Source organism: Peribacillus simplex (assembly GCF_001542915.1).
Classification (GTDB): Bacteria; Bacillota; Bacilli; order Bacillales; family DSM-1321; genus Peribacillus; species Peribacillus simplex_B.
Window position 1 is genome coordinate 781,542 of sequence record NZ_LNNH01000012.1, and the last position, 15,440, is coordinate 796,981.

The following is a 15,440-nucleotide window of genomic DNA, read 5'->3' on the forward strand; positions in this document are numbered from 1 at the left end:
TCAAAGGAGCAATCAACTCAAGCGAATTCCGTCTGGGTCGTTAAAATAAATAGCTGCGTGAGCCTGTGGATTGTTATCAAGAACTAAAGGTTGGTGTTCTTCGGTTAAGTCAAAGGCTGTACGAATCTTGATACCCTTACTATTCAACCAAGCTTTTGCTGATGTCATGTCCTCCATATCCATTCGTAAAGCTACATGTCGTATGGAAGGATGGTACGGAATTTCCACTTGGTTTGCTTCCCATAGACCAAGCCAACTTTTGCCTTTCTCAAGCCAGAAGAAAACTACTTTTTCACTCTGATAGGCAATTTCCAAATCCAATTTTCCATAAAATTTAATGGAGTTTTCAAGATTACTTACAGGTAAATGTGCTTCGTAAAGACCTTTTTTCATTTCTCGTCCCACCTCGTTTTGCTATCTATAATTTTCTAATATTTACTGTATCATACTAAATTTGGATTTCGAAGAAATTAGCTCGAATCAAATCATCGTAATTTTTGGAATTGAATCAGGACTTTGTTGAACTAACATGCCCCATTCATTCCATAAGAAAAAGGCTGCCGCAGCAACCCCTGTTATTGAAGTAATGCACCACCCTTTAGTTTATTATCATTTATTTTAAAGATGCATGAAACAATTAACAGACATTGTGAATTACTTGCAGGGAGACATAACAATCGAGCATCCGATAAGGGAGTAAGCGAGCAGCTTAATGACCATATTCAAGGTTAAAAACCGGTCCCTATCAAATAATGGGGCAAGCTCAAAAACCGCTTCCTTCTTCCTGCACTTTCCAACAAAAAAAGACCGAAATATTCATATCGGTCTTTACTCCAAACCAAATGCCATTGATCCTTCCAAGCACTGACCATGAACTTCTTGATGAAGCTGAACGGATCTATTGATCAGAAAATTATTCTTCATCATTTTTTGCCGTTTTATCTTTAGACAAAAACCAGCCACCCAAGGCAATAAGAAGCATGACTGACCAAAAGATTATATTCCAGATGGGTCCCTCTACAAACTCGTGTGAAATGATGTGCACGGATGGATGCGCGAGGGTATGCATAAGTAACTTGACCCCAACCCAGCCGACAAGTAACATGGCTGCAGTCTCGAGACTCGGGCGCTCCGTCAATATCTTAACGAAATAACCTGCTGCAAAGCGGATGACAATCAAGCCCGCTATCGCACCTAGCAGGATCACGATGAATTTAGCTCCATCCATGCCACCGATATTCCCCATCGGCGTATCCGGCAACGCCAAAACAAGAGCGACTGCCGCTAAAATCGAATCAACGGCAAAGGCGATATCGGCCAATGCTATTTGCGCAACGGTCATGCGGTAGCTTTTCCCTTTTTTATCATTTTCCTCATGATCCCTTTTCAGTAAATGTTTTAAAGAAATGAAAATCAAATACGCTGCACCGATCGCTTGAACTTGCCAAACGTGGAAAAGGTACGAAATGATGAAAATGGCACCAATCCTAAATATAAAAGCTAAAAGCAATCCGATATTAATCGCTTTTTTTTGCTGCCCCTCTGGCAAATGCTTTGACATGATGGCTAATACCAATGCATTATCAGCAGATAATAAACCTTCTAAAAATATTAAAATAATTAACACCCATCCATACTCCAGTAATAAAGTAAGTTCCATATTAGCCCCCTAAGTGATTCATTCATAAACCTATAAGAAAGCTACCCTGTCTTAGATCCCAATTCGATCGAAGGATAAAAGTCATTCCGGCTTTTTCTTCACTAAATATTGTCCCATTGAAGCGGATTTCTTATTCAAACTCTCCTGTCACGATACTCGGCAACTCTATACTATATTCCTTTATGCTTACACTAAGTTCCAGTCACTTAATCCATAATTTTTGACCGATATAAATTTTGTTCGGATCTTCAATCCCGTTAAGACCGACTAACGACGATACGGTCGTTTCATATTTTTTGGCAATCCTGCTAAGCGTGTCGCCTCCCTTTACGATGTATATGGAGGATGGTTCTTCGTATTCACTCGACCTAGCGGGTGCCTTAAAGGCATTTATAGTCTTGGAAAAATCTCGATAGGCAATATTTAAATCCACCTTCGTCCCGATGCCATCCACTTTTCCTGAATCGGAATGCTGCCAAATGTCTGCGCTCCGTCCCAGAATGCTGTTGTAGCGGGCAATCCACAAGGGATAATTAGCCAACCTTGATTCATCCAACGCATTTTCAAGAAAGGATTTTCCCGTATAAAGCATGGCAGCATGCCCGGCTCGTTCCACTGCTTCCAGAAAAGCAATGGCCGCATCCGTCAGTGCATGTTTTCCTGTCGCTTTTTTATTCTCTTCAAGGTCAAGCACCAGAGGATAATTTAAAGCAATGGAACAAATCGCATCCAAAAAGTAGGCGGCCTCAGTCCTTGCTTCTGCCACATTGGAAAATTTGGCATAGTGATAAGCCCCCACCTTCAAACCCGCCGCCAAAGCTTTGGGGGCATTTTCCTTAAAATAGGAAAGCTTAGAATAATTCGTTCCCTCCGTTGCTTTGATGAAAACAAACTGAACTCCATCCTTTGCAACCTTCCCCCACTGGATTGCACCCTGCCAATGCGATACATCAATGCCCTTTATATGTGTCATCTAATCAAGCTCCTCTTGTTCAATCGTGTGGATATGTATTCGTTCGCAACAATCATATCTGATTATGTTATCAAACTCTTCTCTTCTATTTTAGGTATTCGTTTTATTATCCATACCCCATTTCCCGTCCTCTAGACACATACTGTACGGATAGCATAGACTGGAAACTTTCAAGAAAGAGGGATTGTTTCCATCGTGTAATCGCTAATCTCTTTCATCTGTCATTTTAGCGTAACGAATATAACCCATACAGGCTTCATATGATGAGGGGAACAATAGTTGAAAATTAAAGGAGGATGTGTAATGAGTAAGCAAGTGGTTGGAATATATGAAAACGGTGAAGAAGCAGTAAAAGTGGTAGAAGAGCTTTTGATACAAGGGTATAAACGTGATGAAATATCCATTGTTGCAAAAGATCGCAAGGAAACAAAAGTGATTGAAAGAAAAACGGGTACGAAAGCCGAAGAAGGATTAGCTACAGGTGCCGCCACAGGGGGAGTTATTGGCGGGGCGGCAGGTCTGCTTGCCGGTGCGGGTGCATTGGCCATTCCAGGAATCGGACCCCTGCTTGCCGCTGGACCGATTGTATCTGCACTGGCTGGAGTGGCGGTAGGGGCAGGAACCGGTGGATTGGCTGGTACCTTGATTGGATTGGGCATTTCGGAAAGAGCCGCGGAAAGATACGAGACTGGTATTAAAGCCGGGAAAGTTTTAATATTAGTGGATAATGATATTAAAGAAGGTCCCCCTACTTACAGGAGATGAAGGTAACATACACATAATCATTTTCCATTAAGCCTTGTTTCATGAATGTAAGGGCAACAAGTAAAAATATTGATGACTTCATTTTCTTTAGATTATTTCGTGGCCGTCCTTCATCGGAGGGCTTTTTTTGTACATCATAATTTTATTACGAATGGAAAGGATTATCGTTTCGGAACGATTTTTTATCGCAACTAGTGGCGGACTCTTTGACTAATTAGAGTTTGACAAAACTCATACATCCTTTTAATATATATTTATCTTGATAACAAAGATATTTTATAATCAAGAATCTCGAACAATTTTAATTTCATTTGATGGCATTGCCTTTACTTGATGGAAAGGAGCATGATCCCGAATTTGCAAAAACAATTTCAAGCGGCGGAATCACCCATTTCTCCCTGAAGACCAGCACCATATACGGTCCTGGTCAAGCAATTTTGCATAGCACATATATTTTATTCAGAAAAATTTTTGTTGGGTGAATTGGAGGAATCATAAGAGATGGAAAAGAAAAATAAGGTGGGGGTCATCATAGTGGCGTTGCTGCTGGCAACCCTGATGGCCTCAATGGATAACACCATAGTGGCTACGGCAATTGGAACGATCGTAGGAGATTTAGGGGGCTTTGACAAATTAATGTGGGTGACCTCTGCCTATATGGTGGCAGAAATGGCTGGTATGCCGATTTTCGGCAAATTATCGGATATGTATGGACGAAAGCGTTTCTTTATCTTTGGCCTCATTGTTTTCATGATTGGTTCTGCATTATGCGGTACAGCAGATTCGATCATTCAGCTAAGCATTTACCGCGCAATCCAAGGTATCGGCGGCGGTGCTCTCGTGCCCATTGCCTTCACGATCATGTTTGATGTGGTTTCTCCGGAGAAACGAGGCAAAATAGGCGGTTTATTTGGTGCCGCGTACGGTATTTCCAGTATTTTCGGTCCGCTTCTAGGTGCATATATTACGGATTATATCCATTGGTCGTGGATTTTTTACATCAATTTACCAATAGGGCTGATTGCATTCATCATGATTTCGTTTTTTTACAAAGAGTCCGTCGAGCATTCCAAGCAGAAAATCGACTATCTTGGCGCGTCAACACTTGTCGCTTCCATTCTTTGTTTGATGTTTGCCCTGGAACTTGGAGGAAAGGAATATGCATGGAACTCCAGTATGATTTTTGGTTTATTCTTTGCCTTTGCCCTGCTTATGATTGTTTTTATCTTGGTCGAACGACGGGCAGAGGAACCTATCATTACCTTTGGGATGTTCAAAAATCGCCTCTATTCAACTAGTAATGTAATGGCCATATTCAGCGGTGCAGCTTTCATTACGGCCTCTGTCTACATTCCGATCTTTATACAAGGGGTATTTGGCGGTTCTGCTACGAATTCAGGCCTTGTCCTTCTTCCCATGATGGTAGGGTCTGTCATTACAGCTGCAGGCGGCGGTTTCTTATTGTCCAAGTTTACTTACCGGACCATCATGATAGCGACTTTAGCGCTTCTGGTCGCAGGAATCTCATTGCTCACTACATTAACAACCGATTCCACTCGCTTCACCGTCACGATTTTTATGATTTTAATCGGTCTCGGAATAGGATCTTCCTTCTCTGTCTTAAGTAATGCAGCAATCCATGGGTTTACCTCAAAGCAGCGCGGATCTGCCAGCTCAACGCTCAGTTTTACGCGTGAACTGGGAATGGCATTGGGCATTACCATATTCGGCATAATCCAAAGCCATCTGTTTACAAATAAATTAACCTCCATGTTCAGCAGCGGCGGTACTGGGCAGGATGGTTTACAATTAGGGGATCCTAGTAAAATCTTGACTCCTGAAACTCGTGAAAAGATTCCACCCGAAATCTTGGATAAAATGACAGAGGCATTGTCCTCATCACTCGTTCATACGTTTGCATGGGCAATCATCCCATCCGTCCTCGCGCTTGTGGCCGCAATTGCCATGAGCAAGGAGAAATTCGATCCTGCATCCGAACTTGAGGAATTTTCAGATTTACACGAACGGTAAAAAGCAGCAAAAAACCGAAACGTAAAGGTTGAATGGTCTTTCCATTGGTTGCATGGCTTACTGTCTTATTCAATCCCTTGTCAAACAAGGGATTGACTATAAAAACGACAGGCCTTAATGCTCTCGTTTACGTTCCGCCCCACCCGGGGCTATAGGCAACAACGTCTTTCTCGGCTTATGACCCTCATGAAACCTACACTTTAAATATCCTTTTACCCCAAGAATAATCCAGGAAAAAAATGCAGATGGGCCAAATAATTATTCCTGTAAATGGAATGCTAAGATTATTATGTAAAGGAGTGATAAAGTGGAAAAACAAAACCAAACGATTGAGACGCTGAATAAATTTTTACAAGGGATATACATGGGCGTACATAGCTATGAACACTTTATAAAAAAACTGCAACAAACTTCATTGAAAGATTCATTCATTTCCATTCAGAAAGACCAAAAAAACCATGCAGCCATCATTTCTGAGCGAATTCAACATTTGGGCGGAACACCTGTAACGAGTGAAGGAATGATTGGAAAGGTTGAAGGCGCAATCGGAAATTTATTCGAAAGGAACCACACTGATGAGGAAATCATCAAACATGCCATCAAAGGTGAAAATATTTATGGGATTAGAATGTCCGAGGACCTCGTAAGGGATAAGCTTGATGAAGAAAGTCTTGGCCTGGTCCATAAAATTCTTGATAAAGACCGGGAACACGTGGATTTCCTAAAGTCTCTTTTACATTCCTAGATTGATGAAGAGAGCTAATTGCAACTCTCTTCAAGGAGCCTTATTTCATTTTGAGTGTTCATCGGCAGCATATATAACCTGCCTCTACTATTATGTAAGCTACTGACTCATATCAGTAGCCCCTCACATTTTATCCAAGCATGGATGTTGCGTTTGTCAATTTTTATAATTGGCAAACATGTCCGTGTTGTCCGGAACATTTTCTAAATAACTGATTTTTCCATCATCATTCAATCGAGCTATATCTTTGCCAGTTTGCGTGAATACCGTTCCCGATGATCGTTTGCCACACACCGCCCACGGTGTTTCAAAAAGTTCGGTTCCTTCCACTTTTTTCCAACCTTCAAACATATGTTTAATATCACTATTTTCTTGGAATACCATCTTAACGAACAACTTCCAGTTTTCTATTCCCTTTTTTTCATGACCATTTAGGATGAAAACAATATCGTCCGAAAATAATGACACCAATTCTTCCATAGCTTTTTCACTTGTTCTTGATTGATCGAATAAATCAAAATATTTCTCTAAATTTTTCATTTCCATAATCTCCTCATCACGATGATATAATGCTTAACCTCTATAAAACCATTTTTTCATTCACCACTTTTTTTAACATTTGCAAATTTTCCTTAGGACATTTTTTGTTTATTTCTTCAGTCAGAGATGCGATGGTTTCACGTTTGAGAATGGTTTTCCACGATGTCTCCGCCTCTTCCATCAAATTTGACAGCAAGCAAATATCCTTCTCCTTCAAATTAAGCATGTCATGAAAAATGCCACTTGAGGAATATAGGGACTGCTTCCCTTCTACTGCAAGATAAACGTCATATATACGTATATCTTCAGGACGTTTTTTTAATTTAAACCCCCCTTTTATACCGGGAACGGAGGTCAGCAGATCAGCACTGACTAATTTCCTTAATATCTTTTGGTAATAAGTTGCTGATCCCCCTAATTGCTGACTGATCACGTCTCCAGACAATACAGCTTTTTCCGGGAGAAAATTAAGCAGCAACATGGCATAGACGGATTGCTCGACCCCTGTCTTCATATGCAATCAACATCAACTCCTCTATGTTTTTCTAGTATGAAAATTTTGTACTCCTGTATAAAGAGGATAAACATTATCCACTTTATACACATAATACATCATTATTTTAATAAAGTAAATTCGTGCCCTCTTAACCTATGGCCCATATAAGGCATTGATGTGCATGAAAATAAAATTTCAATGCACAGAACACCTAAAATTGTTAATATCCCTTGAAATCAGTACGATAAACTAACGAATGGTTATTTTTTTCGAATGGCAACGGATATGGGAAGCTTAGTATGTAAGCCTTCACATTCCTGTCAAGCAGTATTCCCCTTCTTTTTGCATGTCAATTGTTTGTCAACGATACAAAACATTCTTATAAAGGCAGGTTTGCAACGATGTTAAAAATGAAAAATCTCAAAAGTACACAATTGTTGGAAGAAAGCGCTGTATTAGCCGCCATCGAAAGATCACTTTCCATGATTGAATTCGATAAAGACGGGCACGTACTTTGGGCGAATGAAAATTTTGCTAAAACGATGGGATACAGAGTGGATGAAATGCCAGGTCTCCATCATAAAAGATTTTGCACAGAAGACTTTGTAACAAGTATCGCTTATGAGCAATTTTGGAGAAATCTACGCAACGGAAAAAGCTTTCAGGAAAAAATAAAACGTATCACGAAATCAGGACAGGAAATATGGTTGGAGGCTACATATACGCCTGTCCTCGATCATATCGGAAAGGTTTGTGCCGTAGTAAAAATAGCAACGGACATTACAGAAAGAGAAACGAATGCGAGGGATGTGGCATTACGACTGCAGAAAATGTCCGAGGAACTGCATGAAAAAGCTGAACTTGGCTTCACAAGAAGTCAGGAAGCGTCCGTTGCAACCAGTAAGCTTGTGGCTGGATCAAAAGAGAATATGGAAATCCTCGAATCTCTGAAACTCCAAGCCCAATCGATTAGGAGCATTGTAAAGACGATCCGTGAAATAGCTACCCAAACCAATCTCCTTGCATTGAATGCTGCAATAGAAGCCGCTCGTGCCGGAGAACATGGGAGAGGGTTCAATGTAGTGGCAGGTGAAGTCAGAAAGCTTTCAAACCGGGTTCAAGACTCGATTCAGGAAGTCAATTCCCATGTAGAAGGCATTACGGCGGAAATAGCTAAAATTAGTAAAGTAACCGCGCAATCAGAAGAGGGTATCATAAATAACCAGACATTCAACGAGCAGGTTGTCATGGCGTTTAAAGAAGTGGAAAGCGCCTCTACCCAGCTGGATAGGGAGGTTAAATCCTTTAAAGAGATATTCTGAACCTTTTTGATCGTATCGATAATGTAATGTTCAGCTCAATTTGTTTCCGTCCTACTCCTAGTAAGGCTGATACTGGGAGCATCGCTCAAAGCGCTTACTTTCATTTTCTGACCAGAAGATATATATTCAGCTTTAACATAAAACCAACCTAGAGATAATGGAATTTAGTCAATATGAATAGGAATAATGGAATTGAAATCATGGAAATGATTGTCGTGATTATCGTTGTAATGGCTCCCAGTTTATCGTTCGCACCATATTTGCCGAACAGGATGGGAGCTAAAGTAAGAGCAGGCATCATCGCTTGGATTAATAAGGTTTCCGAAAGGAGTCTGTCCATTTCCATCATTTTTATTAGCGCAAATACAACCAGGGGCAAGACAACTAGTTTAATGGCGGCCGGAATGAATATTTTGCTTTTGGCAGACAGGAATTGCGATTTGGTTATGGACATGATCAACAGCCCAATGTAAAACATCGCTAACGGTGATGCCAGTGCAGCCAATTGGTTTGTTAAGCTGACAAAAATATGATGTGGATGATAATTTGCAAAAGCAAAACTCAACCCAAGCACTATCGCCACTGTAGGCATATTGAGCATGGACTTCATAGAGGAAAGCGAGAAGGATTTGGATTTTTGCAGGATCATCACACCAACTGTCCAAATGACCATATCCATGCCGGCATCGAAAATGGCTGCATACATTGCCCCCTCTGGTCCTAATAGAGTGGCACATAATGGAATGCCGATAAATCCGGTATTCCCCAAGCCTGATAGCAGGGAAATTTCCCGACGGAATGCGTTTCCAGGGCTGCAAAGGGTAACCAGCAACCCGCCAATTCCAATTCCAAAAAGGTTGATCGCTAGAGAAAGAATAAAAACGATCAAGATATTCCGTAACATCTCTTGGTTGATATCCACTTTGAAAATACTTGATAAGACGATACACGGCATGGCCACATTAACGATAATCATCGAATACGTTTGCTTGTTGTGTTCATTAAGGGGGTTCAGGTACGAGAGGATCACCCCCACTAAAATCATTAAGCCGATCAAAAGTACCGATTCAAACACAATAGAGTAATCCACTTCTCATCCACATCCTACCTTATGATCAAAAGCTGCTATAAAGCTTAAAAAAAAACAAACTAACATCTCCATGATCAAGTTTCACCAATGCTGATTACGTAAGTAAACCCTGAATATGAAAAAACTACCTCATTACAAGTCACGTATGTTCTGGAGCAAATCATATCATGATGAATGCGCATTCAAAACCAACGGAGCATATTCGCTTTATTTCATAGATTTCCGCTGAATCTCTAATTTATTGAATGCGTATTCAAACTTGTTTTAACTCACATTTCTTCGCTTGTTTCGATATTATACTGCTTTCTAATCGCTATCTTAATAGGCTACATAAAATCTGTCAATACTAAATATTCAAAATGTTGATCCTCCTGCCACCAAAAACCGACTCCCTTTTCAGGGAATCGGCTCCAATCAAAGTCAAGAAATAACCCAACGGAACAACATGAAAAAAGTGACGCCGGAGAGGACCGTTACTAATAAACTACGTGTCTTTATCGCAATTAAAAAAGTCGGAATGGCAGCCAATAGCTGGACATTATCGGTTATTGAAGAAAACTTCCCATCATGAACCAATACTTCCTGGCTTATCAATGCAGCCATGACCGATATGGGAACATAATTTAACCAACGCATCCCCCACTCTGGTAATTCGATACGGCTAAGGACCATTAGTGGAACTACCCTTGGAATGAAAGTAACAATAGCCGCTCCTGCAATGATCAAAAAAATACCCCATCTTATTTCCATTTTTCCACCACCATCCCTATCGTCGAGGCCAGGATCGTAGCCACAATGATTCCCATACTGCTGGACATGACAAAGGAGCAACCCACCGCAATCACAACCGCTATTATGGCCACAGCTATATCCGTTTTGATTTTATTTCTGCCTAATATGGACAAGACGAGAATGCCGATGAACATGGCTGGCAGGGCAAATTCAAGACCGAATTTTTCCGGATCTGAAATCCATTGGGCGAGAAGAGCCCCTGCGATGTTGGCAAAAAACCAATTTAAGTAGGCGGTAATATTGAGGCCATGCATCCAACTTTCATTGATTTGATTTTTTTTCGCCGTTTGGTTAATGGCGACACCGAATGTCTCATCCGTGAGCAGCGACCCTACAAGGATGTTCCTCAGTGGTGAGAGATGGCGAAAATACGGGGATAGCGCGGCACTAAGTAAAAGGTGACGCAGGTTGACAAATAATATGGTGATAATGATGGCTGTGGGAGAGCTGCTTGCCGCGATCATACCCGCCGCAATGAATTGGGCAGAACCAGCATAGAGAATTAAACTCATTAAGGCAATCTCGGCTATGCTTAATCCTGCTGTCTTTTGAACAACGCCAGCGGCTAACCCAATACTTAAATAGCCAAGCAACGTTGGGACGCAATCTTTCACCCCTCTCATAAAACCATCTTTATCTCGTGGTGATGCAGCTGTATCCACATGGACATTCTCTAAACTCACCTTATACCCTCCTTACTCTACATTTTTCTACTCGAAGCTATGTATACATCGACTAAAACGGGCCGATACCCAATAACAATAAGGACAGATTTTGTTGTCCAGAGAGCTTCATATTCTTTGGTATACTGCAATTATATTAGTAGTTAGTATAATACTAACTCAGCAAACATTCAAACCTTTCTGAATACATGCAACTTCAATAAAAAAACGCCAGCCTTTCCTATACAAATGGAAAGGCTGGCGTTTTCATAAGATATTTTCATGAATACTTAAAAATGCGCCAATAACAAATACGCTATTCCTCTCCATCCTTGTACAGATGGATCAGCGCAAATGTGATTGATGGTTAGGTGACAAACCCCTATACACCCGTTCAGCACACCAGACTAGCTTCTTTGCTGTCTTTGAAAAAGATCATTCCGGACTTCAGGCCATTCGTCAGCAACTATCGAATAATAAGCAGTGTCCCTTATGCCGCCGTCACTTGCAGGGATATGGGCCCTGCGTACACCTTCAAAAATGGCGCCTAGCCGTTGAATGGCGGTACGCGAACGATCGTTTCGAGCATCGGTCTTCAGCGTGACCCTAATCGTTTGCCATACGTCAAATGCATGAGCAAGCATCAATAGCTTGCACTCCGTGTTTACACCCGTTCGCTGGGCAGAGGCTGCATACCAAGTATTGCCTATCTCGGCAACGGTCGGGGGATTGTCATCGGTAGGTATGGTTCCTTTCGATGCGCCTGATGGCGATGCCGATGATGGCGGCAACTGGAACACTTCGAGATCAAGAAACCTGGTCGATCCGACGATTCTGTCCGTGTCATTACGGCGAACTACGAATGGCAATACACTCCCTTCCGAGTGTGACTTTAAGGCACTTTCAATATATCGTTCTGTTTCTTCCCGTCCATTGGGCACCTTGGTATAAATGTAGGTGGACCTATCTTCTGACGCTGCCGCGCAAAGTTCATGGACGTGATCGACCGTCATCGGCTCCAGGCAGACCAGATGACCGCGTAATGTTACTGGCTTTAACATGATAGCACCGCCTTCATTTTTTTGTTCATTCTAATCGATTTCCATTCAAATTCGAACCTAAGGGAATACCACGGTTTATCATAAGATAATTTTTCCCGAAATAGCTGGATAAAAAGTAAATTCCACTTTAGAGGTTGTAATTCCTTCCTTTACTCATCCATTTTATTTTAATTTGATCCCCATCTCCCCTTGCCATCAATGCAAGGCCGAACCTTTGTAAAAATAAAAACATTTAATGGATTTCATATTTTTTCAAATAGTTAAATTAATGTATGAAATGCTGGTTTTATATTATAAGATAATGATTATCATATTTTTTTGGAGATCGAAGGAAAGGGGATATCAAGATGACATGTCTGCGGTACCTTTTTTTATTTTCAGGCTTCATCCTTTTTGGTTTGGGAACCGCGCTAGCTATCAAGGTCAGCTATCTCGGCTTGCATCCATGGGATGTTTTGAATGTCGCATTGCATGATAGACATGGATTGACGATAGGAACTTGGGGCATCATGTGCGGTCTCGTACTCGTTTCCATTTCTTTCGTGGTGGACCGGCGCTATATTAATATTGGCACTTTCTTGAACGCTTTATTGATTGGCCCCATAATCGATTTTTTCTTGTGGTCGGATATCCTCCCCGAAGCCTCCCATGAATGGACGGATTATATGATCCTGTTAGCTGGTATCGTCATTACTGGTGTTGGAGGAGGTTTATATGTAGCAGCAGGTATTGGAGCCGGTCCCAGAGATGGATTCATGCTTTCGCTCGCGGATAAGACACGTTTATCAGTCAGCCAGGCACGGGTAGTCGTGGAAAACTTAGTGCTTTTGATCGGCTTTCTCTTGGGCGGCCCGGTTTTTGTCATGACGTTTATCTACACGTTTATCCAAAGCCCGGTTTTTCAGCATTCTTTAGTTTTATTTCGAAAGCTGCTGCAATTGGCCCAACGGAAAAGCAGTAGTTCCGGATTTGTTGCCTGAAATTTGGTGCACCTCTGTTTGCCAGTCACTTTTTCCATTGGTATTGATAGCTGCCGCTTCACGAACATGAAAAAGAGCTGTGATCGGAATCATTGTCTCTTTTTCATGTTATCCAGCTTTACCTATAAGGTAAGGAAGACTTTTTTCAGTGCGCCACCGAAGGAAGCTTGTTGAATCCTTCAAACATCGCCCCATTCACACTCCCGTCATTCATTTTCTCATGCCTCCCGCTTCGATCATTCTGAATAAAATCCCATCGAAAAAGCCAGATTATTACCATGCATGTAACACGACATAAATAATGAATGATATAAATGAGGGTCATACATGAACCAAGCTGGCGTTAATGAAAAGTATAAGGTCTCACCTTTTTATGTATTTTTTTTAGTCCATTCCATGCAAACAGGGATAGGCATACTCAGTTTTCAAAGGGTGTTGGCGAAGTCGGCGGGAACGGATGGCTGGATCTCGATCCTACTAGCCGGACTTATCGTACATACATTCATTTGGATCATATACAAGATTTTCAGTATTGTCCCAGGTGATATCATTTCCGCTAGCAATCATGCATTTGGAAAATGGGTTGGGAACTTCTTCAGTCTCTTATTCATCCTTTACTGCTTTTTCCTAGGAATGACGATCATTAACAGCTATATAAATGTCATCCATGTCTGGATGTTTTCAGAGGTGCCTTCTTGGGCATTTGCTTTTGTTTTCATGACATTGACTTATTGCATCATTAGCGGAGGGTTCCGTACGATAACCGGAATTGCCTTTTTAACGGTCGGAGTGTCCTACTGGCTTATTTTTGTTCCTTTCTATGGCTTAAAATACTCTGAATTCAGCAACGTCCTCCCTATTTTTGATCATACATTCATGGAAATAATGAATGGGACCAGGAGCACTTCATTATCCATGATTGGCTTTGAGATGCTTCTGATGTATTATCCGTTCATCAAAAAGGCAGAAACATCACAAAAATTCGCCCATGGAGGAGCCTTGCTTTCAACCTTATTGACCTTATTGATTTACATGGTTTCGATCGTCTTTTATTCGGAGAAACAGTTGGTCCTTACTCTATGGCCGACACTTACTATCACAAGCATTATTGAATTTCCTTTCATTCAACGGTTTGAATACATCATCATTTCTTGGTGGACCATCATCATCATTCCTAACATGGTCATTCCGTTATGGACTGCCAGCAGGGGTATAAAACGGATATTCAACGTCCAGCAAAAGTATCCGCTATGGGTGATGTTTTTACTTATCCTGCTGGTCAATATTTTTGTTTTTGATATTGATTCTCTTTATATACTTAATAAGATCATCAACCCTTACTGTGTGTCATTCCTTATCCTATACTTGCCTCTTCTTTACGTTTGGTTGCAAATTAAAAAAACGAAGAAAAATTCCAGTAAAGTGAAAGCTCCCTGACGGAATGCCCGTGATAACGCTTACAACCTCATTCCCTTTTATCGTTAGGGCATGCTGGCATTTGATGTTTCATTGTTCCAGCTCACGGGCATGTCCGCCAGGAGTTTTTTCAATATCAACCTTTTTTCGCACATTAAGATAAAATCAGCCTGCCTCGAAGCATTTGCCGCCGCAAAAAGGTGATAATTGGGGCTACCAGGGATTTGGCCGTCCCGATGATCATGCTTGGTCGAACAAGTGTTTAAGCTTCTCTTCATCGGAAACATGAATCCAAGGGAGATCCTTGTAATCACCATTATTGCCGGGCATGATGATCTGGCTATTTAATAGGTCATAAATACAATCATTCATTAACCGGATATCCTCATCTGTTATGTTTCTGTTATAGATTGCTGCAGATCCACTGAAATGTTCGGTCACACCGCTAATCAATCCGCGCTGTTTCAAAGAGCTTCCAATCACTTCTCTAATCGCCCCTATGCTAGTCAAGGGGAATACACTCAGGTGCCGAACGATCAATTTAAAAATATCCTCTTTAGATAAATCCATTTGATTATGATGCTGCACTTCAACAACCCCCTTTTGTAAAAATATTCTCCACACAAAAGGATTTTACCTGCCTTATCCAAAAAGAAAAGACAGCATCGGATTAAGTGAAACTGCTTTTTGACCTTCATCATATGACAAGGTAGAAGGGCAGTGTTTCAAATAATGGCTAATATCCAAATCCGATCCTGCCCCGCATAAGAAAAAAAGCTGCCCGTAAACATTTGATAGCCTTCAGGGCCGATTCATGGCAGGTACCCCTTTTTGCCGGGTGGTGTCCGATAAGGGCAATCGTTAGGTTTTAGGGTGATGTGGTGGTACAGATAAAATATGGCTAACA

Annotated in this window: 16 protein-coding genes; 6 read left to right on the plus strand and 10 right to left on the minus strand. The window is 41.2% G+C overall.

Going from position 1 to position 15,440, the window contains the following annotated elements; all coding sequences use genetic code 11:
- Positions 1-12: 12 nt before the first annotated feature.
- The 3 genes from AS888_RS08865 to AS888_RS08875 form a co-directional block, all read right to left on the minus strand.
- The gene (locus AS888_RS08865; RefSeq protein WP_311316471.1) at positions 13-393 is read right to left on the minus strand and encodes a VOC family protein; all 381 of its coding nucleotides are present in this window, start codon (positions 391-393) and stop codon (positions 13-15) included.
- 520 nt (positions 394-913) lie between these two features.
- Positions 914-1,660 carry a TerC family protein gene (locus tag AS888_RS08870; protein WP_061141764.1) on the minus strand — a complete coding sequence of 249 codons (747 nt, stop codon included), beginning with the start codon at positions 1,658-1,660 and terminating at the stop codon, positions 914-916.
- A 202-nt stretch (positions 1,661-1,862) separates the two neighbouring features.
- The gene (locus tag AS888_RS08875) at positions 1,863-2,633 is read right to left on the minus strand and encodes a GH25 family lysozyme (RefSeq protein ID WP_061141765.1); all 771 of its coding nucleotides are present in this window, start codon (positions 2,631-2,633) and stop codon (positions 1,863-1,865) included.
- 303 nt (positions 2,634-2,936) lie between these two features.
- On the opposite strand from AS888_RS08875, the gene AS888_RS08880 reads away from it, so the two are divergent.
- From AS888_RS08880 to AS888_RS08890, 3 genes are all read left to right on the plus strand, one after another.
- Entirely contained in the window at positions 2,937-3,398 is a 462-nt protein-coding gene (locus AS888_RS08880; RefSeq protein ID WP_061141766.1) for a general stress protein, read from the plus strand.
- A 501-nt stretch (positions 3,399-3,899) separates the two neighbouring features.
- Positions 3,900-5,429: an MDR family MFS transporter gene (locus AS888_RS08885; RefSeq protein ID WP_061141767.1), complete on the plus strand. Its 1,530-nt coding sequence runs from the start codon at positions 3,900-3,902 to the stop codon at positions 5,427-5,429.
- A gap of 307 nt (positions 5,430-5,736) precedes the next feature.
- Positions 5,737-6,174, plus strand: coding sequence for a DUF2383 domain-containing protein (locus tag AS888_RS08890; RefSeq protein ID WP_061141768.1), 438 nt, complete (start codon positions 5,737-5,739; stop codon positions 6,172-6,174).
- A gap of 156 nt (positions 6,175-6,330) precedes the next feature.
- On the opposite strand, the gene AS888_RS08895 is transcribed toward AS888_RS08890, so the two are convergent.
- Both AS888_RS08895 and AS888_RS08900 read right to left on the minus strand, forming a co-directional pair.
- A complete protein-coding gene (locus AS888_RS08895) occupies positions 6,331-6,714 on the minus strand; it encodes a nuclear transport factor 2 family protein (protein WP_061141769.1) in 384 nt (127 codons plus the stop codon).
- Between the two features lie 40 nt (positions 6,715-6,754).
- Complete coding sequence (locus AS888_RS08900) at positions 6,755-7,234, minus strand: RrF2 family transcriptional regulator (RefSeq protein ID WP_061141770.1); 480 nt, start codon at positions 7,232-7,234, stop codon at positions 6,755-6,757.
- A 386-nt stretch (positions 7,235-7,620) separates the two neighbouring features.
- On the opposite strand from AS888_RS08900, the gene AS888_RS27060 reads away from it, so the two are divergent.
- Positions 7,621-8,532 (plus strand): methyl-accepting chemotaxis protein, encoded by a 912-nt coding sequence (locus tag AS888_RS27060; protein ID WP_311316472.1) that lies wholly within the window; start codon positions 7,621-7,623, stop codon positions 8,530-8,532.
- Between the two features lie 148 nt (positions 8,533-8,680).
- On the opposite strand, the gene AS888_RS08910 is transcribed toward AS888_RS27060, so the two are convergent.
- The 4 genes from AS888_RS08910 to AS888_RS08925 form a co-directional block, all read right to left on the minus strand.
- The gene (locus AS888_RS08910) at positions 8,681-9,622 is read right to left on the minus strand and encodes an AEC family transporter (RefSeq protein ID WP_061141772.1); all 942 of its coding nucleotides are present in this window, start codon (positions 9,620-9,622) and stop codon (positions 8,681-8,683) included.
- A 420-nt stretch (positions 9,623-10,042) separates the two neighbouring features.
- A complete protein-coding gene (locus tag AS888_RS08915; RefSeq protein ID WP_061141773.1) occupies positions 10,043-10,372 on the minus strand; it encodes an AzlD domain-containing protein in 330 nt (109 codons plus the stop codon).
- A complete protein-coding gene (locus AS888_RS08920; RefSeq protein ID WP_061141774.1) occupies positions 10,363-11,097 on the minus strand; it encodes an AzlC family ABC transporter permease in 735 nt (244 codons plus the stop codon). The genes AS888_RS08915 and AS888_RS08920 overlap by 10 nt, the downstream gene beginning before the upstream one ends.
- A 386-nt stretch (positions 11,098-11,483) precedes the next feature.
- The gene (locus AS888_RS08925; protein ID WP_061141775.1) at positions 11,484-12,137 is read right to left on the minus strand and encodes a GNAT family N-acetyltransferase; all 654 of its coding nucleotides are present in this window, start codon (positions 12,135-12,137) and stop codon (positions 11,484-11,486) included.
- A 341-nt stretch (positions 12,138-12,478) separates the two neighbouring features.
- On the opposite strand from AS888_RS08925, the gene AS888_RS08930 reads away from it, so the two are divergent.
- Together AS888_RS08930 and AS888_RS08935 are read left to right on the plus strand one after the other, a co-directional pair.
- Positions 12,479-13,117, plus strand: coding sequence for a YczE/YyaS/YitT family protein (locus AS888_RS08930; protein WP_061141776.1), 639 nt, complete (start codon positions 12,479-12,481; stop codon positions 13,115-13,117).
- A 327-nt stretch (positions 13,118-13,444) separates the two neighbouring features.
- Complete coding sequence (locus tag AS888_RS08935) at positions 13,445-14,554, plus strand: GerAB/ArcD/ProY family transporter (protein WP_061141777.1); 1,110 nt, start codon at positions 13,445-13,447, stop codon at positions 14,552-14,554.
- Positions 14,555-14,773: 219 nt separating this feature from the next.
- Here AS888_RS08935 and AS888_RS08940 read toward each other — a convergent pair whose 3' ends face one another.
- A complete protein-coding gene (locus AS888_RS08940) occupies positions 14,774-15,121 on the minus strand; it encodes a hypothetical protein (protein WP_061141778.1) in 348 nt (115 codons plus the stop codon).
- Between the last annotated feature and the right edge of the window lie 319 nt (positions 15,122-15,440).

Coding starts and splice junctions, on each gene's coding strand:
- AS888_RS08865 (WP_311316471.1), bottom strand. CDS start 393: ATGAAAAAAGGTCTTTACGAAGCACATTTACCTGTAAGTAATCTTGAA.
- AS888_RS08870 (WP_061141764.1), bottom strand. CDS start 1,660: ATGGAACTTACTTTATTACTGGAGTATGGATGGGTGTTAATTATTTTA.
- AS888_RS08875 (WP_061141765.1), bottom strand. CDS start 2,633: ATGACACATATAAAGGGCATTGATGTATCGCATTGGCAGGGTGCAATC.
- AS888_RS08880 (WP_061141766.1), top strand. CDS start 2,937: ATGAGTAAGCAAGTGGTTGGAATATATGAAAACGGTGAAGAAGCAGTA.
- AS888_RS08885 (WP_061141767.1), top strand. CDS start 3,900: ATGGAAAAGAAAAATAAGGTGGGGGTCATCATAGTGGCGTTGCTGCTG.
- AS888_RS08895 (WP_061141769.1), bottom strand. CDS start 6,714: ATGAAAAATTTAGAGAAATATTTTGATTTATTCGATCAATCAAGAACA.
- AS888_RS27060 (WP_311316472.1), top strand. CDS start 7,621: ATGAAAAATCTCAAAAGTACACAATTGTTGGAAGAAAGCGCTGTATTA.
- AS888_RS08915 (WP_061141773.1), bottom strand. CDS start 10,372: ATGGAAATAAGATGGGGTATTTTTTTGATCATTGCAGGAGCGGCTATT.
- AS888_RS08925 (WP_061141775.1), bottom strand. CDS start 12,137: ATGTTAAAGCCAGTAACATTACGCGGTCATCTGGTCTGCCTGGAGCCG.
- AS888_RS08935 (WP_061141777.1), top strand. CDS start 13,445: ATGAACCAAGCTGGCGTTAATGAAAAGTATAAGGTCTCACCTTTTTAT.